The 24,099-nt window shown below is 69.1% G+C and carries 23 protein-coding genes; 9 read left to right on the top strand and 14 right to left on the bottom strand.

Annotated elements, in window-relative coordinates:
* Positions 1-14: 14 nt before the first annotated feature.
* From ABH933_RS01695 to ABH933_RS01685, 3 genes are all read right to left on the bottom strand, one after another.
* Positions 15-881, bottom strand: coding sequence for a GNAT family N-acetyltransferase (locus ABH933_RS01695; RefSeq protein WP_429414324.1), 867 nt, complete (start codon positions 879-881; stop codon positions 15-17).
* A gap of 51 nt (positions 882-932) precedes the next feature.
* On the bottom strand, positions 933-2,090 hold the full coding sequence (gene ispG, locus ABH933_RS01690; protein WP_215918831.1) for a flavodoxin-dependent (E)-4-hydroxy-3-methylbut-2-enyl-diphosphate synthase: 1,158 nt from the start codon (positions 2,088-2,090) through the stop codon (positions 933-935).
* A gap of 120 nt (positions 2,091-2,210) precedes the next feature.
* Positions 2,211-3,110 (bottom strand): helix-turn-helix domain-containing protein, encoded by a 900-nt coding sequence (locus tag ABH933_RS01685; RefSeq protein WP_429454909.1) that lies wholly within the window; start codon positions 3,108-3,110, stop codon positions 2,211-2,213.
* Between the two features lie 86 nt (positions 3,111-3,196).
* On the opposite strand from ABH933_RS01685, the gene ABH933_RS01680 reads away from it, so the two are divergent.
* On the top strand, positions 3,197-3,670 hold the full coding sequence (locus tag ABH933_RS01680) for an RrF2 family transcriptional regulator (RefSeq protein ID WP_429414317.1): 474 nt from the start codon (positions 3,197-3,199) through the stop codon (positions 3,668-3,670).
* A gap of 91 nt (positions 3,671-3,761) precedes the next feature.
* A complete protein-coding gene (locus ABH933_RS01675; RefSeq protein ID WP_429414314.1) occupies positions 3,762-4,973 on the top strand; it encodes an NAD(P)/FAD-dependent oxidoreductase in 1,212 nt (403 codons plus the stop codon).
* Positions 4,974-5,042: 69 nt separating this feature from the next.
* Here ABH933_RS01675 and ABH933_RS01670 read toward each other — a convergent pair whose 3' ends face one another.
* On the bottom strand, positions 5,043-5,447 hold the full coding sequence (locus ABH933_RS01670; RefSeq protein ID WP_429454908.1) for a hypothetical protein: 405 nt from the start codon (positions 5,445-5,447) through the stop codon (positions 5,043-5,045).
* A gap of 139 nt (positions 5,448-5,586) precedes the next feature.
* Complete coding sequence (locus ABH933_RS01665) at positions 5,587-5,730, bottom strand: hypothetical protein (protein WP_429414308.1); 144 nt, start codon at positions 5,728-5,730, stop codon at positions 5,587-5,589.
* Between the two features lie 255 nt (positions 5,731-5,985).
* Here ABH933_RS01665 and ABH933_RS01660 point away from each other — a divergent pair, with 255 nt between their 5' ends.
* A complete protein-coding gene (locus tag ABH933_RS01660) occupies positions 5,986-6,663 on the top strand; it encodes an endonuclease V (RefSeq protein ID WP_429414305.1) in 678 nt (225 codons plus the stop codon).
* Here the strand turns inward: ABH933_RS01660 and ABH933_RS01655 are convergent.
* Positions 6,656-7,873 (bottom strand): M50 family metallopeptidase, encoded by a 1,218-nt coding sequence (locus ABH933_RS01655; protein WP_429414302.1) that lies wholly within the window; start codon positions 7,871-7,873, stop codon positions 6,656-6,658. The genes ABH933_RS01660 and ABH933_RS01655 overlap by 8 nt on opposite strands.
* Positions 7,874-7,890: 17 nt before the next feature.
* The gene (gene dxr / locus ABH933_RS01650; protein WP_429414299.1) at positions 7,891-9,036 is read right to left on the bottom strand and encodes a 1-deoxy-D-xylulose-5-phosphate reductoisomerase; all 1,146 of its coding nucleotides are present in this window, start codon (positions 9,034-9,036) and stop codon (positions 7,891-7,893) included.
* Positions 9,037-9,140: 104 nt separating this feature from the next.
* Here dxr and ABH933_RS01645 point away from each other — a divergent pair, with 104 nt between their 5' ends.
* Complete coding sequence (locus ABH933_RS01645) at positions 9,141-9,437, top strand: DUF2631 domain-containing protein (RefSeq protein ID WP_429414296.1); 297 nt, start codon at positions 9,141-9,143, stop codon at positions 9,435-9,437.
* A gap of 118 nt (positions 9,438-9,555) precedes the next feature.
* On the opposite strand, the gene ABH933_RS01640 is transcribed toward ABH933_RS01645, so the two are convergent.
* From ABH933_RS01640 to ABH933_RS01630, 3 genes are all read right to left on the bottom strand, one after another.
* Complete coding sequence (locus ABH933_RS01640; RefSeq protein WP_429414293.1) at positions 9,556-10,377, bottom strand: LysR family substrate-binding domain-containing protein; 822 nt, start codon at positions 10,375-10,377, stop codon at positions 9,556-9,558.
* A gap of 22 nt (positions 10,378-10,399) precedes the next feature.
* A complete protein-coding gene (locus ABH933_RS01635) occupies positions 10,400-10,684 on the bottom strand; it encodes a hypothetical protein (protein WP_429414290.1) in 285 nt (94 codons plus the stop codon).
* Positions 10,685-10,806: 122 nt separating this feature from the next.
* On the bottom strand, positions 10,807-11,304 hold the full coding sequence (locus tag ABH933_RS01630; RefSeq protein WP_429414287.1) for a hypothetical protein: 498 nt from the start codon (positions 11,302-11,304) through the stop codon (positions 10,807-10,809).
* Between the two features lie 661 nt (positions 11,305-11,965).
* Here ABH933_RS01630 and ABH933_RS01625 point away from each other — a divergent pair.
* Positions 11,966-14,449 carry an ATP-binding protein gene (locus tag ABH933_RS01625; protein ID WP_429414284.1) on the top strand — a complete coding sequence of 828 codons (2,484 nt, stop codon included), beginning with the start codon at positions 11,966-11,968 and terminating at the stop codon, positions 14,447-14,449.
* Between the two features lie 55 nt (positions 14,450-14,504).
* Here the strand turns inward: ABH933_RS01625 and ABH933_RS01620 are convergent, their stop codons facing one another.
* Positions 14,505-15,527 (bottom strand): NAD(P)/FAD-dependent oxidoreductase, encoded by a 1,023-nt coding sequence (locus ABH933_RS01620; protein ID WP_429414281.1) that lies wholly within the window; start codon positions 15,525-15,527, stop codon positions 14,505-14,507.
* Positions 15,528-15,863: 336 nt separating this feature from the next.
* Here ABH933_RS01620 and ABH933_RS01615 point away from each other — a divergent pair, with 336 nt between their 5' ends.
* From ABH933_RS01615 to efeB, 3 genes are all read left to right on the top strand, one after another.
* Complete coding sequence (locus ABH933_RS01615; protein WP_429414278.1) at positions 15,864-16,073, top strand: hypothetical protein; 210 nt, start codon at positions 15,864-15,866, stop codon at positions 16,071-16,073.
* 69 nt (positions 16,074-16,142) lie between these two features.
* Positions 16,143-18,365, top strand: a complete 2,223-nt coding sequence (gene efeU / locus ABH933_RS01610) for an iron uptake transporter permease EfeU (RefSeq protein ID WP_429414275.1) — start codon at positions 16,143-16,145, stop codon at positions 18,363-18,365.
* Positions 18,366-18,422: 57 nt separating this feature from the next.
* Entirely contained in the window at positions 18,423-19,652 is a 1,230-nt protein-coding gene (gene efeB, locus ABH933_RS01605; RefSeq protein ID WP_429414272.1) for an iron uptake transporter deferrochelatase/peroxidase subunit, read from the top strand.
* On the opposite strand, the gene ABH933_RS01600 is transcribed toward efeB, so the two are convergent.
* Positions 19,653-20,630 carry an ATP-binding protein gene (locus ABH933_RS01600; protein WP_429414269.1) on the bottom strand — a complete coding sequence of 326 codons (978 nt, stop codon included), beginning with the start codon at positions 20,628-20,630 and terminating at the stop codon, positions 19,653-19,655.
* A gap of 177 nt (positions 20,631-20,807) precedes the next feature.
* Here ABH933_RS01600 and ABH933_RS01595 point away from each other — a divergent pair, with 177 nt between their 5' ends.
* The gene (locus tag ABH933_RS01595; RefSeq protein ID WP_429414266.1) at positions 20,808-21,365 is read left to right on the top strand and encodes a hypothetical protein; all 558 of its coding nucleotides are present in this window, start codon (positions 20,808-20,810) and stop codon (positions 21,363-21,365) included.
* 4 nt (positions 21,366-21,369) lie between these two features.
* Here ABH933_RS01595 and ABH933_RS01590 read toward each other — a convergent pair whose 3' ends face one another.
* Both ABH933_RS01590 and ABH933_RS01585 read right to left on the bottom strand, forming a co-directional pair.
* A complete protein-coding gene (locus ABH933_RS01590; RefSeq protein WP_429414263.1) occupies positions 21,370-22,032 on the bottom strand; it encodes a Crp/Fnr family transcriptional regulator in 663 nt (220 codons plus the stop codon).
* Entirely contained in the window at positions 22,029-24,014 is a 1,986-nt protein-coding gene (locus tag ABH933_RS01585; RefSeq protein WP_429414260.1) for an adenylate/guanylate cyclase domain-containing protein, read from the bottom strand. Before ABH933_RS01585 ends, ABH933_RS01590 begins: the two co-directional genes overlap by 4 nt.
* Positions 24,015-24,099: the final 85 nt, after the last annotated feature.

Genomic DNA, 24,099 nt, shown 5'->3' with positions numbered 1-24,099 from the left:
GGGGCGCAGTGCGTTCAGTCGACGAGCACCGTGGCGAAGGTGGCCACCTGACGGAAACCGATCTTCGCGTACGCGCGCCGCGCGACCTCGTTGTAGCAGTTCACGTACAGGCTCGCGGTGCGACCGGAGGCGACGACGGCATTGGCGACCGCGGCGGTGCCCGAGGTGCCCAGGCCCACACCGCGACGCTCGGGGTGGACCCAGACGCCCTGGATCTGGCCGGTGCGCCGGGACACGGCGCCCACCTCGGCCTTGTAGACCACGCGGCCATCCTCGAAGCGCGCCCAGGCGCGGCCGGACTGGATCAGGCTCGCCACCCGGCGGCGATAACCGCGCCCGCCATCGCCCGCGCGGGGGTCGACGCCGATCTCCTCGGTGAACATAGCCACCGCGGCCACCAGGTAGCGGTCGAGTTCGTCGGCACGCACCCGGCGCACCTTCGGATCCGCGGGCACCAGCGCGGGCCCGTCCAGGGCCAGCAGCGGCTGCTCGGGCCGCAACTCGCGGGGCGCGCCCCAGCGCTGCGTCAGCAGCTCCCACAGCGGCAGCGTCAGCTCCTGCCGGCCGACCACCGAGGAGCACACCCGCGCCGAGCGCGTCGCACGCTCGGCGAAGGCCCGCAGGTCGTCGCGGCTACCGCGCAGCGGGATGAGATTGGCGCCCGAGAAGCACAGCGACTCTCCGGGCCCACCGCGGCTCCACAACTCGCCGAGGCCGCCGTTGCGGGTCTCGATGCCGTGCTCCTGCAGCCGCGCAGCAACCATGCACGCGGCCACCGGATCGGTGTCCAGAATCTGCAGCGCGAGTGCCAGATCGCGATTCGCGAGCTGGCGGGCGCCGGACAGCCGGCCCCGTCGAGTCGGTTCGAGCACACTCCGCACGATCACAGCCTGCCATGAACCGCCATGTCGTGCGGGTCTTTCCCCGCGCCGCTACCGGACGGTGACAACCGGCCCGCCCGCGTCGGCGCCCTCACCCATCTCCTCGGCGATGCGCATCGCCTCCTCGATGAGGGTCTCGACGATCTGGTGCTCGGGCACGGTCTTGATGACCTCCCCCTTGACGAAGATCTGGCCCTTGCCGTTGCCCGAGGCCACGCCCAGATCGGCCTCGCGGGCCTCGCCGGGACCGTTCACCACGCAGCCCATGACGGCCACGCGCAGCGGCACCTCCATGCCCTCGAGCCCGGCGCTCACCTCGTTGGCGAGGGTGTAGACGTCGACCTGCGCGCGCCCGCACGACGGGCACGAGACGATCTCCAGCTTGCGCGGGCGCAGGTTCATCGACTGCAGGATCTGGTCGCCGACCTTGACCTCCTCGGCCGGCGGCGCGGACAGCGACACCCGGATGGTGTCGCCGATGCCCTCGCTCAGCAGCGCACCGAACGCCACCGCCGACTTGATGGTGCCCTGGAACGCGGGCCCGGCCTCGGTGACACCCAGGTGCAGCGGGTAGTCGGACTGCGCGGCGAGCTGGCGGTACGCCTCGACCATGACGACCGGGTCGTTGTGCTTGACCGAGATCTTGATGTCGCCGAAGCCGTGCTCCTCGAACAGGCCCGCCTCCCACAGCGCCGATTCGACCAGCGCCTCCGGGGTGGCCTTGCCGTACTTCTGCATCATCCGCTTGTCCAGCGATCCGGCGTTGACGCCGATGCGGATCGGGATGCCCGCGGCCGAGGCGGCCTTGGCGACCTCCTTGACGCGGCCGTCGAATTCCTTGATGTTGCCCGGATTCACCCGCACGGCCGCACACCCCGCGTCGATGGCGGCGAAGATGTAGCGCGGCTGGAAGTGAATATCGGCGATGACCGGGATCTGCGACTTCTTGGCGATCGTCGCGAGCGCGTCGGCATCCTCCTGGCGGGGGCAGGCCACGCGGACGATATCGCAGCCCGAGGCCGTGAGCTGCGCGATCTGCTGCAGGGTCGCGTTGATGTCGTGGGTTTTGGTGGTGGTCATGGACTGCACAGAGATGGGGTGATCGCTCCCCACCCCCACGGTGCCGACCATGAGCTGACGAGTCTTACGTCGCGGTGCTAGGACCGCCGCGGGTGCGGCGGGCATCCCCAATGCGATGCCACTGGTCACGTTCAGCTGCCTACTTTCGTATCTGCTCGGGATCCGCTGCCGAGTCTAATGCCGGTGGACTATCGGGTGGCGTGTGAGTAGGCCGACATGGTCTCGTAGGGAGTCTTCACCGTGCACGGTTTATTCGTAGCGGCGCGCGGTTTGGTTCTGCACACCTGCACATTCACCGGTCGTTCGCCGCGTCGGCCAACCCCACGCCACGTCGTCCACGGCGAGAAACGGCTCGGCTACCACCGCCGCCGGGGTCACTCCGGTGTATGCCACCACATCCCGGTGCAGGTGGGATTGGTCGGCGTAGCCGAGGTCGGCGGCGACCGTGGCCGGGTCGCGGCCCGCAACCAGGGCGTGGACGGCGTGGTCGAAGCGGACCAGTCTCGCGGCGCTCTTGGGCGGGAGGCCGAGCTGGGATCGGAATCGGGTCCACAGCCGCTTGCGGCTCCAACCCAGTTCGGCCGCAAGGTGTTCGATACGTACCCGGCCGTGGTCGGCGACTATGCCGCGCCACGCCCACGCCACCTCCGGAGCCGGCTGCGCCGCCTCGGCGTAGCGGCGCGCCAGCCAGCCGTTCGTCAGCGCGAAACGGTCCTCCCAGCAGGGGAATTCGTGAAGCCGTTCGGCGAGGCGGGACGCCTGCGGGCCCAAGAGCTCGTCGAGGGTCACCACGGCGTCGTCCAGGTCGGCCACGGCCCCGCCCAGCACCGCGCGGGCGACCATCGGCGACAGCCGCACCTGCAGGCATTCGTAGGTCTCGACCCGCAGGGCCCGCAGCGGTCCGCCGAATCCGAGGCCGGTGACGAAGCTGCCCCGGTGTTGCCGCCCGGCGGCGTCCTGCGCGGTGACCGCGCCGCCGAGTACCAGAATCAGGGTGACGGACGGGTGCGGGATCAGGCGGAGGGCGGGCGGGGTAATGCCGCGGTCGCCGAATCCGGCCATGCTGACCCCTGGCACGCGACTCGGTCGCGCCGGACATGCTATGTCCCACAGCATCTCGTCGTCACGCGCGGTCGCGCCAGCCCTCATCTCCCCATGCTACGCAGGCGGGCCCCGGAACTTCGGCTCGCGCCACGACCTTGCGCCACCAAACCGGGACATCTAACATCCCTGTTATGAAGATGGGCGAGGGTGTCGAGTGGAGCCTGCACTGCTGTGTGACGCTGGCCTGGCTCGACGAGTCCGGGCCGGTGCCGATCGGACGGATGGCCACCTGGTTCGATCTTCCGCCGGAATATCTGAAGAAGCGGCTGCAGCCGCTGGTCCGAGCCGGAATTCTCGTCTCCACGCCGGGCATTCGCGGCGGGTTCGAGCTGGCACGGCCCCCGGAGCGAATCACCATGCTCGACGTGATCACCGCCGTCGAAGGCGAGGTGAATCCGTTCCGCTGCACGGAGATTCGGCAGCGCGGGCGCAGCGGTGAGCTGGCCGGCCCGGAATTCAGCCGGGCGTGCGGCATTTCGGTGGCCATGCGCCGGGCCGAGCTGGCGTGGCGGCGGGAGCTGGCCGCGCAGACGATCGCCGATCTTGCGGCGGGCGCTCCGGCCGCCTCGGCCGCGCGCACCCGCAGGGGATTCAGCACCGACTGAGCCACAACCGGCCGCGAAATGTGGCTGATACCAGGTTGATTCATAACCAAAAAGGGGATAATAAATATCCCTTTTAGACCAGGAGGAGATCATGACCGGAATCGTGGTGCTGGGCGGAGGTTTCGCCGGGGTGTGGAGCGCGGCGAGCGCGGTCCGGCTCGCCCGGCAGGTGGGACGCGACGTGCCGGTGACCCTCGTCGCCCCCGGTGACGATCTGGTGATCCGGCCGCGCCTGTACCAGGCCGAACCCGATCGGATGCGGGTCGCGCTCGACCGGGTGCTGGGGCCGATCGGGGTGCGGCGGGTGGCGGCCACGGCCACCGCGATCGGCACCGAAGCGCGCACGATCGGCGCCGTGGGCCGCGACGGCCGCAGCATCGAAATCGGCTGGGACCGACTGATTCTCGCGACCGGAAGCCAACTGAGCAGGCCCTCGATGCCGGGCTCGGAGCTGCTGCACGACGTCGACACGCTGCCCGCCGCGGCGGCGCTCGAGGCGCACCTGCACAGTCTTCCGGACACGCCACCGCGCGAGGGCCGGTACACCGCCGTCGTCGTCGGGGCCGGTTTCACCGGTCTCGAGATCGCTACCGAGCTGGTGGGCCGGCTCGGCGCCGTCGCGGGCGATGAGCCGGTCCGGGTCGTGCTGGTGGAACGGTCCGGGGAGATCGGCCACGAACTCGGCCCCGGCCCGCGCCCGCAGATCCTCGAGGTGCTGTCGAATCTCGGTGTGGCGCAACGTGTCGGCGTGAGCGTGGCCGAAGTGCAGCCGGATCTGGTCGTCCTGACCGATGGCACGCAGATCCCCGCCGCGACCGTCGTGTGGACCGCGGGCGTGCAGGCCAGCCCGCTGACCGCGGATATCCCCGCCGCCTGCGACCGGCTCGGACGGCTGGCGGTGGACGAGAATCTGCAGGTGTCCGGCGTGCCGGGCGTGTATGCCGCGGGCGACACCGCCGCCGCGGCCGCCGAACCGGGACGGACCGTGCTGCAGTGCTGCCAGCACGCCCTGCAGCTGGGCAGATTCGCCGGGCACAACGCGGCGGCCGGACTGCTCGGCCTCGAGCCGGTGCCGTTCACCGCCACCCCCTACGTCACCTGCCTCGACCTCGGGGTCGACGACGCGGTCTCCACCCGGGGCTGGGATCGCACCGTGGTCTCGACGGGCGCGGTCGCCAAGGCTCGCAAGCGGACGGTCAACGAGGTGTGGATCTACCCGCCCACCGACGATGCGGACGAGCTGCTGCGGCAGGCCGACTACCGGTTCTCGGTGCGGCAGCTCACCGAACCGCAGCTCGCATAGCTGTCCGTGGCGGATCCGTGCATCGACGTGCGCGGATCCGCCGTGGGACGCCGTCGGCTCAGGCTCGGATCATCCGAGTGTGAACACGTTGGCCGTGCCCTGCACGACCGTTTCGCCCGGATCCACCAGCGCGGCCCGCACCTGCACCTGCTGCCCCCGGTTCACCGGCTGTCCGGTCAGGACGACGATGGCCTCGTGCTGGGCGCTGTCGCAGACAACCGAGTTGTTCCGGCCGGTGGCCTGCGGGTGGTCCGCCTGCGGCGCGCCGACCATCACCTCCACCGCGGCCACGCCGCGTCCCTTGTCGCAGCTGTAGTTCACCTTGACATTGCTCGGGCCGACGCCGGTGATGGTGATGGCGTTCGCGGCGAATGCGGGTCCGGCGGCCAGCACCAGGGCCGCTCCCACCGCCCCGGCGGCCGTCGTCAGACGAATGATGTGCCGAAATTTCCCCATGGTGACCATTCTCGTCATTCCTCCTGTGTCGCGGATCGGATCGCTGACCACACTCAGAACACGCAGTGGCGCTCATCGCGCCACTTCCCCATCGTCCCTCACATCCACACCACACACACCAACCGGGGCCCGATTCCGCCCCCACCCCACGGGTCCGCTATGTCCGGCCGCCGCCCGGCCCCACACCCCGCATACAGCCGCGCAACGAGTCGATATAGGTGGTCATGGCGCGGGTCGGCAGGCCCGCCTCCAGCAGGCCACGGATGTGCACTACCTGATCGACGAGGCGCTCGTCGTACATCGGGCAGGCGTTCCGGCGCCGCTACCTCGACGAGGCGCTGGACTATGTCACCAATCACCCCGGAGTCTGGGTGACCACCAGCGACGAGATCGCCGAGCACTACCGGCGCACGGTGTTGCCCGCCTGAGCGGATGGTCGCTTAGGTTGTGCTGCAATCGATCACGAGCGATCACGCGGCTGTCCAGGCAACCGTCTCCCGGCGCCGCCACGACACCGTCATGCCCCACGAGGACCCCCGCCCGATAGATTGGGGGCATGCGTCTGGCAATGACGGCCGAACTCCCCACCGATCCGGAAGCGGCGCTCGCCCTGCAGGATCGGCTGCGCGGCCGGGTGGATCCGACGAACCCGAGGCCGCCGGAATTCCGGACCGTGGCCGGGCTCGACTCCGCGTACGACGACGAGGGCAATGTCGTTGCCGCCGTGGTGGTTCTGGACGCCCACACCCTGGAGCCGATCGACACCGCGACCGCGCGCGGCACCGCCGTGTTCCCCTACATTCCCGGACTACTCGCCTTCCGCGAGCTCCCCACGACCATCGCCGCGCTCGAAAATCTCGGCACCACACCGGATCTGCTGATCTGCGACGGACAGGGCCTGGCGCACCCGCGCCGGTTCGGACTCGCCTGCCATCTCGGGCTGCTGACCGGCCTGCCGACGATGGGCGTGGCGAAAACGGTGTGGGGCAACCACTCCGAGCCGGGCAACGAGCGCGGGGACGCCAGCGACATCCTGCTCGACGGCGAGATCGTCGGGCGGGCGGTGCGCACTCAGCGGGGCGTCAAACCGGTCTTCGTCTCGGTCGGCCACCACATCGATCTGGACACCGCCTGCGCCACGACCCTGGCCCTGAGCCCGCAGTTCCGCCAGCCCGAGACCACCCGCCGGGCCGACCACCTGTGCCGGACCCTGCTGCGGTCCGGCGTCAGTTGAACAGCTTGATCGGGTTGATGATGTCCGCGGCGAGCACCAGCACCATGTACGCGCCGCCGATCACGACGACCACATACGTCGCCGGCAGCAGCTTCATGTAGTCGACCGGGCCGCCCTCGCCCAACCCGCGCCGCCCGCGCAGCACGTTGCGGATCTTCTCGTAGAGGACCACCGCGATGTGCCCGCCGTCCAGCGGCAGCAGCGGCAGCAGGTTGAAGGCGCCGAGGAAGAAGTTCAGGCTCGCCAGCACGAGGATGAAGACGTTCCAGAGCCCGTGCTCGGCGGTCTCGCCACCGATCTTGCTCGCCCCGTACACGCTGACCGGGGTGTTCGGGTCGCGCACGCCGCCGGTGACCGCATGCCACAGGTTCACCACCTTGGTGGGCATCTGGGCCAGCGATTCGAAGGTCCGCTCGAACATCTGCCCGGTGAACACGATCGAACCGGGGATGGCCGTGAGCACGTTGTAGTGCGTCGTGTCGTAGTAGTCCTGGCTGACGCCGACCTTCTCCGCGATCACCGGCTCGAGCGCGGCCTTGTTCGTCTTCGGGTCCATCGGATAGGTCTTCACCTGCTGCGGGGTGACCGTGATGTGCAGGGTCTGCCCGCCCCGCTCGACCGTGTAGTCGATCGGGCCGTTATGGCTCTTGGTGTGCTCGGCGATCTCGCTGATGTTCCGCACCGGCACGCCGTTGACGGCCACGATCTTGTCGCCGCGACGCATGCCCGCCTGCTGCGCCGGACCCTCGCCCGGGCAGCTCGGATGGCTGCCGTCGGCGTTGTCCGAGCACACATTCGAGACCGCGATCTGGTTGTCCGGCGGCGAGTCCAGCCGGGGCAGCCCCCACCCGACGGCCAGGATCACGATCAGCAGGAAGCCCAGCACGAAGTTCATCGCGATGCCGCCGAACATCACTACCAGGCGCTTCCAGGTGGCCTGCCGGTACATCGCGCGATCCAGGTCCTCCGGATCGATCTCGTCCAGCGCGGTCATTCCCGCGATATCGCAGAAGCCGCCCAGTGGCAGCGCCTTGAGGCCGTATTCGGTCTCGCCGCGACGGAACGAGAACACCTTCGGCCCGAATCCGATGAAGTACCGCCGCACCTTCATGCCGGTGGCCTGCGCGGTCCACATATGCCCGCACTCGTGTAATGCCACCGACGCGGTGATACCGAGGGCGAACAGCACGAATCCGATCGCGAACCCCATACGGTGCCGAGCCCTTCCTACAGTTGGTTGCCTACGAGCGTGCGCGCACGCTCCCGCGCCCACGCATCCGCGGCGAGCACATCGTCCAAAGTACTGGGTTCGGCGCGCCACTGATCGGCCGCGTCAACCACGGCCGCCACCGTGCGCACGATACCGGGGAAGCTGATCTGCCCGTCGAGGAATGCCTGCACCGCGATCTCGTTCGCAGCGTTGTAGACCGCCGTCACACTTCCCCCGGCCTGCCCCGCCCGGCGGGCCAGTTCCACGGCCGGGAACACCGCGCTGTCCACCGGTTCGAACTCCCAGCTGAAGGATTGCGTGAAGTCCAGCGGCGCCAGGACGCCGGGCACCCGATCGGGCCAGCCCAGCGCCAGCGCGATCGGCAGCTTCATATCGGGCGGGCTGGCCTGGGCGATGGTGGAGCCGTCGGTGAAGGTGACCATCGAGTGCACGATGGACTGCGGGTGCACGGTCACGTCGATGCGGTCGTAGGGAATGCCGAACAGCATGTGCGCCTCGATCAGCTCGAGGCCCTTGTTGATGAGGGTGGCCGAGTTCAGCGTGTTCATCAGGCCCATCGACCACGTCGGGTGGGCCTTGGCCTCGTCCGGATTCACCGATTCGAGCATCTCGGCCGTCCAGCCGCGGAACGGGCCGCCCGAGGCGGTGAGCACGAAGCGGTCCACCTCGGATGCGCGCCCGCCGCGCAGGCACTGGGCCATCGCGGAATGCTCGGAATCGACCGGCACGATCTGACCGGGCTTGGCCGCCCGCGTCACCAGTGAGCCGCCCGCGACGAGGGATTCCTTGTTGGCCAGGGCCAGGCGGGCGCCCGATACAAGGGTGGCCAGGGTGGGCTCGAGCCCGAGCGAGCCGACCAGGGCGTTGAGCACCACGTCCGCCTCGGCGCGGCGCACGAGTTCGGTCACCGCGCCCGGACCGGCAAGGGACACACCGAGTTTTGCGGCGGCGGCCGGATCCGCGACGGCCACCTCGGTGGCGCCCGTCGCCCGGATCTGCTGCGCCAGTAGGTCGGTGTTGCCGCCGCGCGCGGCCAGTCCGGCGACCTGGAACCGATCGGGATTCTCCGCGATCACCTCCAGGGCTTGGGTGCCAATGGAACCGGTGCTGCCGAGGACCAGGACTCTCACGATGTCGGACACAGTTCCAGTATCCAACGGCCGATCCGGCAACACCCCCTCACCCCGCTGGCTACGACGGACGGTCGTATGCCACCATGGTGACCAACAGTCCTAGCCCGTAACCGATGGGAGCGAACGTGGCCGCCACGGAAATGGAACCCGCCAAGAGCAATGCGGTCGTCACCAAGGTCGACCCTGCCGAGGTTCCGTCCGCCGCCTGGGGTTGGAGCGGTGAGTCCCGGCGCACCTTCAAGGTCGCCGGTTGGGTCGTCGTGGCCATCCTGCTGTGCTACCTGTTCGAGAACCAGCAGGGCAGCTCGTCGGGTTCGGGCAACATCGGGTACATCTTCTGCGTCCTGTCCGCGATCAGCCTGGCCGCGATCCTGATCCGGGATTCGATCATGAAGAACAAGCCCCGCTAGTCTCGGCAACACCGGCCGCCCGGGCGACGTGAGTCGCCCGGGCGGTTTGCTGTGCGGACAGGCTCGCGAATCGCGCGAGCTGCACGGCGTCACGAGCGCGCTGGGGCCACCGGTCGGGCTACCGCCGCCCGCGTCGCTGCCCCTTGCCGCCGGTCGACTTCCCACCCGCGGAGGAGCGCCCGGACTTCCCGGATGCCGGCTTTCCTGCTCCGGACCGTCCCGCCTTACCACTTGCCGCACGTCCGGCGACGGAATTGCCCGCCCCCCTTGCGCTTGCGGACTTGGCGGTCCCGGTTCCGGCGCCCGATTTCTTCCCGGCCTGCGCCCGGCCACCACCGGACCTGCCGCCTCCACGGGCCGCGGAATCACCCCCGTCGGACCGCTTGCCTCGCGTGCTCTGCGCGGTGCGCCCGCGCACGACGCCGATGAAGTGCTCGACGTCCTCGCGCTCCGGTTCCGTCGGCCAGGCCAGCGCGATCTGCGTCTCCGGCACGCCGATGACCGTGCGAAAGACCAGATCCTTGCGATGATGCAGCCGAGCCAGCGAATGCGGCATGACCGCCGCCCCGCCGACCGCGGCGACGAGCTCGACGGTATCGGCCAGCGCGTCGATATCGGTGGCGTCCTGCATCCGCTCGTCGGCCAGCTCGGCGGTGCCGACCTGCTCGAACAGCGCGATCGGATGATCCTTCGGCACCACGACCACCGGCAGCTCCCGATACAGCGGGATCGCGTGCAGGCCCTCACGGTCGATCGGCAACCGCACGAAACACATGTCGACCCGCCCGTCCCGCAGCGCACCCTCCTGCTCGGCCTGCGGCACCGCAACCAGTTCGAGCACGTCCTCGGGGTAGCGTTCGGCCCAGATCCGTGCCCATTTGGACACGGTCACACCCGGCACGTATCCGACCCGCAGCGCATCGGGAGCAATCCGGTTCATGCGACCAGCGTATTGGATGCGGTCATCGGGTCCCCGGCCCGCACCATTCGCGCCGATAGTCGGCCCAGTTCTGTTGTGTTGCCGTGAAATCGACATACAGCGCGACCCCGAACGCGCGCCGGCCCGGCGCGGTGCGCCCCAGTCCCAGCCGGATTCCGTGCACAGCCGCGGCCACCGTCTCGGCGTTACCGTGGTGCCCGTAATCGTCCGCCCAGAACACCGGCACACCCATCAGCAGGTCCACCGCGGGCGGGGTGACGATGGACTGCTCGGCGAGGTAGCCGCTGTACAGCGACGCCGTGGGCATCCGGCACCGGTCAGGGCCACGCCGAGGTGATGCAGGCCGGGCAGCGGATCGAGCTGCGGCGCCGACAACCGACAGCACCGCATGACGCGCCGCGGTAACCGCGCGGGTGCGCTCCAGCAGCGTCAGATAGTCCGGGGATCCGAGCGGACCGGCTCCAGATCGTCATGGACGCCGTCGAATCCGAGGTCCAGCACCTGTGCCGCGGATGCCACGATCCGGTCGCGAGTGGCCGGATCCTCCAGATGCAGCGCGTCGTGCGCGGGCGCCACCAGGTCGCCGAGCCAGGACTGCACCCGGACCCCGGGCAGCATTCGATGCACCGCGGCAACGAACCAGGCCGCGCGGGGCGAGAGCGCACGCGGCAGGCGGCCGTCGTCGGAGAGCGGGCCGGTATGCACATACAGATCCCGAATCCCGCTGCCGGACAGCTGTTTCGCGAGCGCACCCACATCGGCATCGGACTTGCGGCCATCCACCCACGCATGCCCCAGCCAATACGCATCGTGCCCGCTGCCGCGCACACCCGCCGCGGACTCCCCGGCCCCCTCGTCCCACAGCGCACCCATCCCGATCCCGCAAACAACCACCAGCAGACCGGAAACCAGCCCCGGCACCGTCACCGCGCGCCGCCATCGCGTCCATCCGCGCCATCGCCCCCGCACGACCCCGGCGATCCGCCCACCCCGCCGTCGTTCCGCATCCCGCGATGCTACCGACGGTACGACCGAACCCTTGCGTGTGCCGGACCTGTCCACGACCGCATCCGCGCCGGCCGTCGCCCGCGCTCGAGGATACGGATATACCGATCACTTCCAGCGGATCAGAACCCCGATCGGAATCGTGTGTGGCGGCTGTACATTTCCAGACCTTACGTACCATTAAGAATGTTTTCATTCTCCGAAAGATCAAGCTCCGAGAACAGCCGCGGAAGCGGATAGGACCGATCCCTTGCGACCACATGTAGACGACGCTAGACTCGTCGCAGCAATCCGGGGGCACTCCACAATATCTGGCGGCTCGCTACACCGATCAATATCACTGCATTACAAAGGTATACATGCACGAATTGCAGCAAGGCCCCCAGGGCCCCGCGACCGCCGATCGCCCCATCCGCGCCTCGGTAGCCGATATCGCCGCACCGGGCTCGAGACGCGAGAGTTGCTGTAGCTAACAAACTTTAGCCACCACCCCACCCGCGGCACGCTGCGGCACACAATTGTCGACATTGACATCGGGACAATATCGAATGGAACGCGTTCTGATTCAACGACACTATTTCCGATGCAGCCGGATAATCGCGTTGATCTCCCGTCACAGTTTAGAGTTGCCGTCCGTTCGAAGAGCACTTTCGTACGTGTACGAGCAGCGTGCAATCGGAATGCCTGTACGCCCGGTTCGATCAGAGCCGAGACCATGACCGCATTCCGTCCTCATGCCGAAAACCAGGCACGGCAGGTCAACATCGCCGGCGGTAATCGCGGCCCGATCATCACCGCGACCGTCCATCAGAGTCCTGCGAGACCGCCGCGTCCACGGGTGAGCAACGCGCTGAGACGAGACCTGGAGATATTCCTCGGGCGCGACGGTGAGCTACGCGGCATACTCGACACCGCGGGCCCGGGCCGCACGGCGTCGATCATCACCGTGGACGGAATGCCCGGGATCGGGAAGACCGCCCTGGTGACCCGTGCGGCACACCGGCTCGCCGACGCATTCCCCGACGGCCGGTTCTTCGTCGAACTGCATGCTCATACGCCGGGCCGAGACCCGGCCCTTCCGGACAATGTCCTGGGCTCACTGCTCACCGATCTGGGTATCGACCCGCGCGACATTCCCGGCACCATGGAGGGCCGCCGCAATCTGTGGCGGGATCGACTGACCGACAAGCGAATTCTGCTCGTACTCGACGATGCGGCCAACCACGCCCAGATCGAACCGCTCCTGCCCTCGGACCCGCAGTGCCTGACGCTGATCACCAGTCGCCGTCGGCTGGTCGCTCTCGACGGCGCGGTCCCACTGCCGCTGGACACCCTCGCACCCGATGCCGCCGCGGAGCTGTTCCTCACCCTCGCACGCCGCCCGCCGGTGGTCGACGAGCGATCCGCGGTGGCCGCGATCGCCGGGTTGTGCGGGTATCTTCCGCTGGCGATTGCCCTGCTAGCCGGGCGTCTGGCTCACCACACCACGTGGACCATCGACGGACTCGCGGACCAGTTCGCCGCCGCACACGATCGGCTCGACGAACTCGACGCAGGGTACGGCGTCGCACTGCAGGCCGCGTTCACGATGTCGTATCGGGATCTGCCGCCCGACCGGCAGCGGCTCTTCCGCCGGGTCAGCCATCATCCCGGAACCGATTTCGACATTCTTGCCGCGGCCGCGCTCGACGATTCCGGCCCCGCCGCTACCGCGCGGGAACTCGAAGCGCTCTATACCGATCACCTTGTCGAGGAAACCGCTCGCGGCCGCTACAAGATGCATGACCTGCTGCGGGAATTCGCACGCACCCTGGCCGCGGCCGATCCGCCCGGCGACCGCGCCGGAGCGCTCGACCGTCTCCTGGGGCACTACCGCCGCGGCGCCCACAGCGCCGAGCATCATCTGGCCTTCCTCACCCGTCCCACCGCCGCAGCCGCGGCCGCCGAGGCGCCAACCGTTCCGAGTACACCCCTCATCTTCGATCGTGCCCAAGCCCTGGCATGGATGCGCGCCGAACGGGTGAACCTGCGGGCCTGCCTGGAATACGCCGCGACGCACAATCACCCCGAACACATGGTGGATCTCACGAACGCGCTGGCGAGCTTCCTCGATCAGGACGGGCCGCGGCCAGACGCGATCGACCTGCACAGCCGGGCGGTCGAGGTCGCACGCCGCGCCGGCTACCAGCTCGGAGAGGCGGTCGCGCTCAACGAGTTGGGGCGGTTGCGGGAGCTGACGGGTGATTACCCGTCAGCGGTCGATCTGCAGGAGCGAGCGCTCACGATCTACCGCACCATCGGCAACCGTCTGGGCCAAGCCAACACGGTCAGCGACCTCGCCCGGCTACACCGCCTCGCCGGCAGGCATCATGCGGTGCCCGGCCAGCAGGAGGCGTTGGCGATCTATCAGGAGATCGGTGACCGTCGTGGCGAGGCCAACACCCTCAATGATCTCGGCAGGTCACACCGCTTCGCGGGCAACCACGCCGCTGCCGAATCTTTGCATCGCGGTGCGCTGCAGATGTACCAGGAGATCGGTCATCATCTCGGCGAGACATTCACACTGTACGAGCTCGGCCGGCTGCACGAGGAGACCGGCGACAATTCGACCGCCATGGAGATGTACGAGAGCGCACGAACGATCTCCCGCCGCAGCGATATCCGCCTCGGCGAGGCGGTCACCTGCTACCGGATGGGCCGGATTCACGAGAAGGCCGGCGAATACCGCATCGCCACAAGCCTTCTCGACCGCGCGCTGATCGCCTTCCGCGGCATCGACTGCCGTCCCGGCGAGGCATACACCCTCCTACGGCTCGCACGCATGGCACAGGTCGGCGGGGATCTGCCGGGGGCCGATGGCCTGTGCCGACAGGCCTTGGATGCGTATCCGCCGGTCGGCACCCGCCTGATCGCCCCGCCCACCCCATCGACCGGCCGTCAGCGCGGCATGGCACGACTGCACGGCTGGCCGGAGATGCTCTCGCTCGCTCCCGACGGCACGACCGTCATCCTTCCGACGCATGCCCATGCCACCGATGATCGGCCCGATCCTGTTGTTTCGCCATAGAATCCAGCTGCATCGTGACGCCGGCCCCCCGGACAGAACCGCTTGCCGGGTTCGCTCATACCCCGTGTCGGCGCTCGCCGCCGACCAGCTCGCCGACCTCGGCCTCGTCTGCTGCGGAGAAGGCCTGGCCGTGTGCGGCGAGCGCGGTGTCGATTTCCTCCTCGATCAGGGACATGTTGATCTGGGCGCCGGCCATGGCGCCCTCGGCCGCGGCGTTGCCGACCTGGGCCATGGGGTTGCTGACGTTGCCCGCGAGCCAGACTCCGGGGATCTCGCTGCGGCCCATGGGGTCGGCGGGGAGGTAATCGCCTGCGCCGCTGGGGTGTTCGACCGGGGTCAGGCCCAGGCCGCGCAGGAAACCGGTACGCGCGACGATCCTGCTGTGGACCGCCACGGCAGTGCGCGGGACGACGGTACCGTCCGCGAGGCGCACGCCGGTGACGCGATCGCCGGAGATTTCCAGCGCAACCACGGCGCCCACGACCACCCGGATCCCGCGTGCGGACAGCTGCGCGGCCTGTTGTGCGCCCGGCCTACCCGCCACGTGGGTGAAGTACACGACATCGTCGCTGAGCTGGCGGAACAGCTGTGCCTGATGCATGGACATCGGCCCGGTGCCCAGCACCCCGATCGCCTGATCGCGGACCTCCCAGCCGTGGCAGTACGGACAGTGCACGACACCGCGGCCCCACTGTTCGCGCAGTCCGGGGATATCGGGCAGCTCGTCCACCACACCGGTCGTCACCAGCAGCCGCCGCGCCCGCATCGACCGGCCGTCCGCGAGGGTGACCGCGAATCCGGCGCCGTCGCGGGCGGCGTCCACGACCTCACCGCGCACGATCGTGCCGCCGTATCCCGCGACTTCCGCGCGGCCGCGCTCGAGCAGCTCCCCCGGCGGCGTTCCGTCGCGGGCCAGTAATCCGTGCACCCCGTCGGCGGGCGCGTTGCGCGGTGTGCCCGAGTCGATCACCGCCACCGACCGCCGCGAGCGGCTCAGCATGAGGGCTCCGTTCAGCCCGGCGGCGCCACCGCCCACCACGATCACGTCGTATGCGTCCCGCACTTGCTCGGTCACCATGACCACCTCCTTCTCGTCCTCCACGATCCGGATATCAGTCGATTTCAGCAAGCGATATTGCGGAAAAAGCAAGAAGCGTCATGCTCCGGGTCCGACTGATGCCACGACACCACCGAACCGAGCGGCGAGGAGAGTCACCGCGCTGCGAGATGCGTTGCACGCCAGTGGGCGTCACATCCGCCTGACGGGCGGCGGCATCTCGCCGGGAAGTGCAGGATCACTTGCCGCACAATCGAAGCCGATTCCTCGAGCGACCCGTGACGTAGCCCGCGGCCGAATTCCGCCGACGGTTTGCTGGAGTGAAACACTCTGCGCCCCAGCGCGATATCAGCAAACGTGAGCACCATTGCACTTCCCCTGGCGCCGACCGACCGCCGGGCCGCGGTCCGGCGACTCGTCGCCATCTTCGGCTCGATGAACGATCTGATCGAGCTGCTCGATTCCGATCCCCGCGGCGCGGCCCTGGCCCGCGCCCACCACACCCGCAACCTGATCGGCGAGCTCGTGGTCGACTTGGCGGGCACCGCCGCCCGCACCTCGGCCTGAATCCCGCCGTTCCACTGAGCGAACAATCCGCGATCCGAGTCCACGAACAATTGGACGATCGACATAGGTATGCCTTACCTTGTCTATGTGAACTGGGCTGAGGCGGTACCGAACCTTCTGATCTGCCTGCGGGAAGGTCTCGAGGCGGGCCTCGTGGTAACCATCCTGCTGGCGGCCGTGCGCAAGGCGTCCTCCGCCGCACGACCCGTCTCCACGGCGCCGATCTGGCTCGGCCTGCTCGGCGCGATCTCGGTGGCCGGCAGCTTCGCGGCCGTGCTGACGTATTCGACCAGTGTGCTGTCGAGCAGCGCACAGCAGGCCGTCGGCGGCATCCTGAGCGTGCTGGCGGTGATCATGGTCACCGCGATGATCTTCTGGATGCGCCGCACCGCCGCCACCCTCTCCAAACAGCTGCGCGGCGAGGTGGTGCGCGCCGCCGCACTGGGCGCCGGCGCGCTGGCGCTGACCGCGTTCCTGGCCGTCGGGCGCGAGGGCCTCGAGACCACGCTGTTCGTCTGGACCGCCGTCAAGGCCTCGGGCGCCACCATCGCGCCGCTGATCGGCGCGGCGCTGGGCCTGGCCGTCGCCATCGCGCTGTGCTGGCTGCTCTACCGCCAGAGCGTGCGGTTCAACCTCGGGGTGTTCTTCAACCGGACCGCGGTGCTGCTGATCGTCATCGCCGCCGGTGTGCTCGCCTACGGGCTGGGCGATCTGCAGGACGCGGGCCTGCTGCCGGGTTCGGCGTGGATCGCCTTCGACCTGACCGCGCATGCGGATCCGAACTCGTGGTGGGTCTCGATCATCTCCGGCATCACCGAGCTCACGCCCAAGATGACTGTGCTGCAGGTCGTCTCGTGGGTGGTCTATCTTGCCGTCGTCATCCCCCTGTTCGTCCGCGCGGGCCGCCCGGCCGTCACCGCGCGGGTCGCCACAGCTGCGAACACCGGAACCGCCGCCGCCACAGCCGAATCGAGCAGTGCCGCGACAACCTCGGAAACACCCGGCGCGCCCGACGCCGTGACCGCCGTATCCGCGCAGACCGAAAACGCCTCGAGCGCAGCGGCGAGCACCGACACAGCGACGACGGACACGGAAACAGCCGACTGGTGGGAGCGCATCGCCGGTCCCCGCCTGCCGCTGGTCGCCACCGCGCTGGTGGTGGTCCCCGTGGTGGCCGCCGGCGCCGCGATCGCGCTGCTCCCCTCCAGCGAGTCGGGTTCGGTTCAGGCCGTGTCGATCACCGACAAGTCCTGCGCGCCGGAATGGAAGTCCGGACAGCCCGGCACCCAGACCTTCGCGGTGCAGAACAAGACCGGCAAGGCGGGCGAGATCACCCTGCTCGACGCGGGCGGCGCGGTCGTCGGCGAGATCGAGACCATCGGCCCGGCCACAACCGCCGACATGACCGCGACGCTGAGCAACGGCCGGTACACCATCGCCTGCCTGATGTCGGGTCAGCCGCGGGCCACCTCGGCCGGCGTGCAGGTCAGCGGCGCGTCGGGCACCGCGCCCACGGCCGTCAAACCGGTCACCGCCGACGATCTCACCCCGGCGAACAACGCCTACCAGGCCGCCGCGGCGCAGGCGCTCACCCGCCTGACCGGCGCCCTGGGCGCGGTCCGCAACGATCTGCAATCCGGCAATATCCCGGCTGCACAGGCGGATTGGCTGGCTGCGCAGCAGGAGTGGGAGCGCGTCGGCGCCTCCTACAACAGCTTCGGCGACGCCGGAACCGCCGTGTCCGGGCTACCCGACGGCCTACAGGGCGGCGTCACCGACGCCGGCTTCACCGGACTGCACCGCCTCGAATACGGACTCTGGCACGGTCAAGCCCCCGACCAGCTGCTGCCGGTGCTGGACAAGCTCGACGCCGATGTGGCGAACGTCCAGAAGAACCTGGGCAACAACGACCTGGCCGGCGATCCGACCAATCTACCGATCCGCGCCCACGAGATCCTCGAAGACGCATTGCGCGACCATGTTTCGGGCATCGACGACCAGGGCTCCGGCGCGGCCTACCCGCTGACCGACGCCGACATCGACATCACCCGCACGGTGCTGGACCAGCTCGGCCCGCTGATCGAGGAGCGCTCGCCCGGACTGCACGCCACGCTCACCGCGCGGCTGGACACCCTGCACGCCGCCCTGCTGGCCACCCAGGACAACGGCCGCTGGCGTCCGCCGGTACAGACCCCGCAGGCCCAGCGGCAGGTCGTGCTGGCCGCGCTCAGCGGCGCGCTCGAGCAGCTGGCCCTGGTGCCGCGACTGCTCGAGGTCCCCGTCCAGCACTGAAATCCCCTGCCCAGCACGTAAACCCGCCCACCCACGACAGGTAAGAAGGACCACACGATGGATGTCAGTCGCCGCAGATTCTTTTCCGGCGCCGTCGCGGGTGCGGCCGGGACCGCGCTGACCGCCGGCGTGCTCGCCGAGGGCGCCCGGGTGGACGCGGCCACCACCGGGCAGTCCGCCGCGGCCGCGTCGTATCCGTTCCACGGCGTCCATCAGGCGGGCATCCTGACCCCGGGCCCGGCGCAGAAGCAGAACGCGGCCTGCTACGCCGCCTTCGACGTCACCGCCGCGAACCGCGGGGAACTGACCGAGCTGTTCAAGACCCTGACCGGTCGCGCCCGCTTCCTCACCGCGGGCGGCGCCGCCCCGGATCTCGGTGTGGGACAACCGCCCTCGGACAGTGCGGTGCTGGGCGCCGACATCCCCGCCGACGGCCTCACCGTCACCACCAGCCTCGGCGCGAGCCTGTTCGACGACCGGTTCGGTCTGGCGAAGGTCAAGCCGGCCAGGCTGGGCCCGATGCGGATCTTCCCCAACGACTCTCCCGACCCGGCGTGGATGCACGGCGATCTGCTGCTGCAGCTGTGCGCTAACCACCCCGACACCATCCATCACACGCTCCGCGACATCACCCGTCACACCCGGGGCGCGATGCAGCTGCGCTGGAAGATCGACGGCTACAACTCGCCGCCGCGGCCGTCCGGCACGGGCCGGAACCTGTTGGGCTTCAAGGACGGTACGGGCAACCCGACCGGCTCCGACGCCGAAGCACTGATCTGGACCGACAGCCCGGACGAACCGGCCTGGACGCGCGGGGGGACCTATCACGTGGTGCGCCTGATCCGTATGCTGGTGGAATTCTGGGACCGGGTCGGAATCACCGAGCAGGAGAACATGTTCGGCCGCCGCCGGGATTCGGGCGCGCCGCTGGACGGTAATCAGGAATTTGACACCCCGAACTACCACGCGGATCCCAAGGGCAGCGTGATCCCGCTGGATTCCCATATCCGCCTTGCCAATCCGCGCACCCCGGACACCGCGCGGCAGCAGCTGGTCCGCCGCTCCTACAACTACGACCTGGGCCTGGATCCCAACGGCAACATGGCCGCCGGGCACATCTTCACCTGCTTCCAGCAGGACGTCGTGCGCCAGTTCGAGGCCATTCAGACGCGCTTGGTCAACGAGCCGCTGGTCGACTACGTGCAGCCTTTCGGCGGCGGCTATTTCTTCGCCCTGCCCGGGGTGCGCGACGCGAAGGACTGGTACGCCCGCGCGCTGCTGAACTGATTACGCCGGGGAACCGATGACCTCGGCCGTCGGCCGCAGGTGCGGCCCGAGGACGAAGTCCGGGTCCACCTGGTCGGCGGATTCCGCACCGGCCCAGGCGTTCGCGTTGCGGAGATGGAACTCCACGGCGTGCCGCTGGTAGGCGGACCAATCGCGAACCGTGCCGTCCAGGTGCGCGCGAATGGTCGCCAGCGCATTCAGATTCGCCGGCTCGAGGTCGCCGATCGGGCGGATGTGCCCGCGCTCGGCGGCGCGCACGTGCCCGGATCGGTCGATCCAGCACAGCAGGTTCTCCCCGACCTGCCCGCGCAGGAATTCCAGATCCTCCGCGTCACAGACCTTGTTGCCGACCACCGCGATGCGGATGCCGAAATCCTTGGCGTAGCCGGCATATTGGCGGTACACCCCGACGCTGCGCAGGGTGGGCTCGCACACCAGAGCGGTCAGATCGAACCGGGTGAACAGGCCCGAGGCGAACGAATCCGCGCCCGCGGTCATGTCCATGACGACATACTCGTCGGCGCCATCCACCATGTGGTTGAGCAGCAGTTCGGCCGCGCCGACCTTCGAGTGGTAGCAGGACACCCCCAGATCCTCGTCCGACTCGGCGAACGGGCCCGTCACCGCCACCCGCGCTCCGGCGATCTCGCGCACGCACGCGTCGTAGATCGGATTGGGTTCGACGACACCCACCAGCCGCGAGCCTGCGCCCGGGGGCGTGGTCTTGATCATCGCCTCGGCCGAGGAGATGCGCGGATTGTCCCCGCGCAGATACTCCTTGATCAGCGGCAGGTGCGCGCCCAGCGTGGGCAGCGCCGCCGCGGTGTCCTCGTCGGTGCCCAGCGCGGCGGCCAGATGCTGATTGATATCGGCATCGATCGCGAGCGTGGGTAGCCCCTGATGGACGAGGTAGCGCACGAACAACGAGGACAGCGTGGTCTTACCGCTGCCGCCCTTGCCGACGAACGCGATCTTCACGAATAACCCCTCTCACTTTCCGGAAATGATTCCCATGTTCATTCGATGCGATACAGTACCGCACGCCATCGCTCTGTCGGCGCGAACACACAGCGGATGTCTCTGCGCGAACAGAACATTCGTCCCCGGAAACGAAGAATCATGTGCAACGCCAACGCACATCATTCGGAGGACCCCATGTCGAAAGTCACCACCCTGATCAGCACGGCCGCCGCCGCGTTCGCCACGGCCGCGGTGCTGGCCCTGTCCGTGGCGCCTGCCGCGACCGCGGCCCCGACGCCGCCGGCGCCCACCGCATCGGCACCGGTCCTCGCGAAAACCCAAGGGTGGCTGAACATCTACAACGGATCCGCGCCCCAGGGCACCAACAACGTCGAGCTGCGCGTGGTCATCGACCCGACCGTCGGAATGCGCGTCACCGACGCGGCCGGCCGCTCGCTCTACCGGTTCGACAAGGACACCCCGAAGCCGTCGCAGTCGAACTGCACCGGCGCCTGCGCGACCACCTGGCCGCCGCTGCTGGTCAGCAAGGGTCAGAACCTGTACGTGGACGGCATCAACCCGCAGCTGACCGGCTTCATCGAACGGCCGGACGGCTCCTGCCAGATCACCATCGGCGGCTGGCCGGTCTACTACTTCTCCAAGGACGCGAAGCCGGGAGATCTGCTCGGGCAGGGCGTGGGCGGCACCTGGTTCGCGGTCAACCCCACGGGCGGCAAGGCGGTGGCGAAGTAGCGGGCTATCCGGCGGCGGCGCGTTGCAGCGCCGCCCGGTCGACCACGGTGATCCGGCCCCGGGTCAGGGTGAGGATCTCGCGCTGCTGCAGCTCGCGCAGCACCTTGTTCGCCGTGGCCCGCGTGGTACCGGCCATGGAGGCCAGATCGTCCTGGTTGAGCCGGATCTCGGCGGTCGGATTCGGTCCGCCGTAGATCCGGGCGAGGTCCACCAGCCGCCGCACCACCCGGGTCTCCACCGGCAGATACAGCGCTTCGAGCACCTGCGCCGACAGCCGGCGCACCTGGGCGGACAGCGTGCCGATGATGACCCGGTCGATCTGCGGGTACCGCTCGCGCAGCGCCGCCAGCTGCGCGCGGCTCAGGCTCAGCGTCTCGGCGTCCTCGATCGCCTCGACGGTCGCGGTGCGCCGCGAATTGCGGTCCGCGAGAGCCAGTTCGCCGAACGAGTACCCCGGACCCAGCATGGTCAGCGTCGCGGTGTTGCCGAACGGGGTGGCCACGCGCACGATCATCCGGCCGGACTTGATCAGATGCAGGGTGTCACCGAGATCGCCCTCGTGACAGACGATCTCCCGGCGCTTGAACCGCCGCGGCGTGCAGGAGGCGAGCACGTCGCGCCGCTCCTGCTCGCTCAGACCCCGCAGGATCTCGAAATCGGTTGTCACCGCAGTCCATCCAGCACATAGCAGGTCACGGGTTCACTCCGGCCTTTCACGGTCACGGTGCCCCGGCTGCGCACCACCGCGCGCGGGCCGAGCTGGTCGTAGGTCAGCGAGCCGATGAGCACCGTCCCGGGCTCGGCCAGACTCTCCAGCCGCGCCGCGAGATTCGTGGTGTCACCGATCGCCGTGTAGTTCCGCATCTGTGGCGCACCGACATTGCCGACCAGGGCCGGGCCGGTGTTGACCCCGACCCGGAACCTCGGCCAATCGGGATGCCGCGCAGCGGTTTCGGCGACCACCCGCTGCAGCGCGAGTCCGGCGCTGGCCGCCCGCAGCGCATGATCGGGCTGGCGGGCCGGAGCGTTGAACACGGCCATCACCGCGTCGCCGACGAACTGCACCACAGTCCCGCCGCAGTTCAGGATCTCCGGAACGATGACGCCGTAGTACGTATTGAGCATGTCCACCACCGCTTCCGGGGTCGAGGACTCCGAGAACGGCGTGAATCCCGAGAGGTCGGCCATGAGCACGGTGACCTCGGCCCGGCTGCCACCCAGCCCGGCCTGGGTCGGATCGGCGATCAGCGCCGTGGCCACCGAGGGCGACATGTAGGACCGGAACAGCCCGTCGAGCTGCTGATACAGCCGGGCGTTCTCGAGCATGACCGAGGTCCGGTCGGCGAACGAACGCAGCAGCGCCAGATCGGCATCGCCGAAACCGCCGGCCTCCCGGCGCACCTCGAGCACCCCCGCGTAGCTGCCCTTCACGATCAGCGGGAATGCGACCGCGGCCGGATCCGCGGGGCCGCCGTCCGGGAAGACCATGTCCGCGCCGTGAATCAGGCCCAGCCGGAACCGATCCCGCTCGAACGCCGTCGACACCAGCGACAGCACCTCACCGAGCAGCTCCCGTTCGTGGCGAATCACGTTGGACCGCTCCCCGATCGCGGCCAGCACCCCCAGCCGTCGCACCTGCTCGCGCTCGTTGCCCAGTGCAAAGGCGCTCTGCTGCAACACCGCAACCTGACGCTCGGTGAGACCGAACCGCCTGGCCAGGTGGACGCCCACCTCGCCGAGCGGCTCGCCCGAGGCGACGCCGCCCTCGGCGCGCTCACGCAGCGCGTCGACCATCTCGTTCAGCGCCCGCGCGTAGTCGCGCTCGAGCACGGCCATGGTCTGGCGCAGCGTGACGCTGTCGAACAGACCGAGAGTCGAGCCCTCCCTGCGGAATTGCAGATGGGCACTGATGGAGATGAGCACGAACGCGGCGAGCATCAGCACGTGCCACTCCCACCACGAGGCGTGCCAGCTGCGGCCGAATCCCACCGCGAACAGCGCCTCGGACAGCAGCACGAACGCGGTGAGCACCGACAGCAGCACCAGGCCGCGACGCCGGATGAACTGGCGGACATAGCGATACGCCGCCAGGAAGTAGCAGGCCGATCCGGCGAAGGCCACCCCGATCAGCGGTCCCTGCGCCTCCATCGCCGACGGCACGTGGTTCAGCGGCGGCAGTTCGGCCATCGACACCACCGCCCACGCGCCCAGCAGCAGCACCGGCAGCGCGGACAGCGCCCACTCGAACCGGTACAGCCGCGCGGCGGCGACCGGGCCGTACTCCAGCGACGAGGCCAGGGCCGCGACACCGCCCAGCCCCAGCCCGACCGGTACGGCGTACACGAATCCGGCGTTGGGCGCGTGCAGGATCACCCCGGGCGTTGCCAGGGCGTGCAGCGCGAGGAAGCCCGCGCTGAACTGGAACACCAGCGACACCAGGACCAATCGGAGGTCGCGCCGCATCCGCGCGGCCCGGAACAGCATGACGCCCAAGGCCAGCGCGACGACCGCGGTGGCCAGCACCAGCCAGAAATGGGTCACGTGGTGCTCGTAGTCCATATCCAGCGGAGGCTGCGATACCAGCAGCCACAGACCGATCGCCGGTAGCGAGAGGTGTCCCAGCCAGAGCAGCACCTTGACCTTCGACACCCCCCGAACGCTACCGTGCACCCGCGGCCGCCACCAGCAGACACGAACAGCACCGGCCGGTATCGCGTGGCGCGCGGGCGTTTCG

The organism is Nocardia sp. GP40, from assembly GCF_050434125.1.
GTDB lineage: Bacteria > Actinomycetota > Actinomycetes > Mycobacteriales > Mycobacteriaceae > Nocardia > Nocardia albiluteola.
This window is presented reverse-complemented; position numbering and strand designations above follow the sequence as displayed.

What these genes read in the sequence shown, in the direction of transcription:
- ABH933_RS01665 (WP_429414308.1), bottom strand. Translation starts at nt 5,730, where the DNA reads ATGTACGACGAGCGCCTCGTCGATCAGGTAGTGCACATCCGTGGCCTG.
- ABH933_RS01645 (WP_429414296.1), top strand. Translation starts at nt 9,141, where the DNA reads ATGGGAGCGAACGTGGCCGCCACGGAAATGGAACCCGCCAAGAGCAAT.
- ABH933_RS01675 (WP_429414314.1), top strand. Translation starts at nt 3,762, where the DNA reads ATGACCGGAATCGTGGTGCTGGGCGGAGGTTTCGCCGGGGTGTGGAGC.
- ABH933_RS01685 (WP_429454909.1), bottom strand. Translation starts at nt 3,110, where the DNA reads ATGAGGGCTGGCGCGACCGCGCGTGACGACGAGATGCTGTGGGACATA.
- ABH933_RS01635 (WP_429414290.1), bottom strand. Translation starts at nt 10,684, where the DNA reads ATGCCCACGGCGTCGCTGTACAGCGGCTACCTCGCCGAGCAGTCCATC.
- ABH933_RS01625 (WP_429414284.1), top strand. Translation starts at nt 11,966, where the DNA reads ATGCAGCCGGATAATCGCGTTGATCTCCCGTCACAGTTTAGAGTTGCC.
- efeU (WP_429414275.1), top strand. Translation starts at nt 16,143, where the DNA reads ATGCCTTACCTTGTCTATGTGAACTGGGCTGAGGCGGTACCGAACCTT.
- ABH933_RS01640 (WP_429414293.1), bottom strand. Translation starts at nt 10,377, where the DNA reads ATGAACCGGATTGCTCCCGATGCGCTGCGGGTCGGATACGTGCCGGGT.
- ABH933_RS01670 (WP_429454908.1), bottom strand. Translation starts at nt 5,447, where the DNA reads ATGACGAGAATGGTCACCATGGGGAAATTTCGGCACATCATTCGTCTG.
- ABH933_RS01660 (WP_429414305.1), top strand. Translation starts at nt 5,986, where the DNA reads ATGCGTCTGGCAATGACGGCCGAACTCCCCACCGATCCGGAAGCGGCG.
- ABH933_RS01655 (WP_429414302.1), bottom strand. Translation starts at nt 7,873, where the DNA reads ATGGGGTTCGCGATCGGATTCGTGCTGTTCGCCCTCGGTATCACCGCG.
- ABH933_RS01620 (WP_429414281.1), bottom strand. Translation starts at nt 15,527, where the DNA reads ATGGTGACCGAGCAAGTGCGGGACGCATACGACGTGATCGTGGTGGGC.
- ABH933_RS01595 (WP_429414266.1), top strand. Translation starts at nt 20,808, where the DNA reads ATGTCGAAAGTCACCACCCTGATCAGCACGGCCGCCGCCGCGTTCGCC.
- ABH933_RS01680 (WP_429414317.1), top strand. Translation starts at nt 3,197, where the DNA reads ATGAAGATGGGCGAGGGTGTCGAGTGGAGCCTGCACTGCTGTGTGACG.
- efeB (WP_429414272.1), top strand. Translation starts at nt 18,423, where the DNA reads ATGGATGTCAGTCGCCGCAGATTCTTTTCCGGCGCCGTCGCGGGTGCG.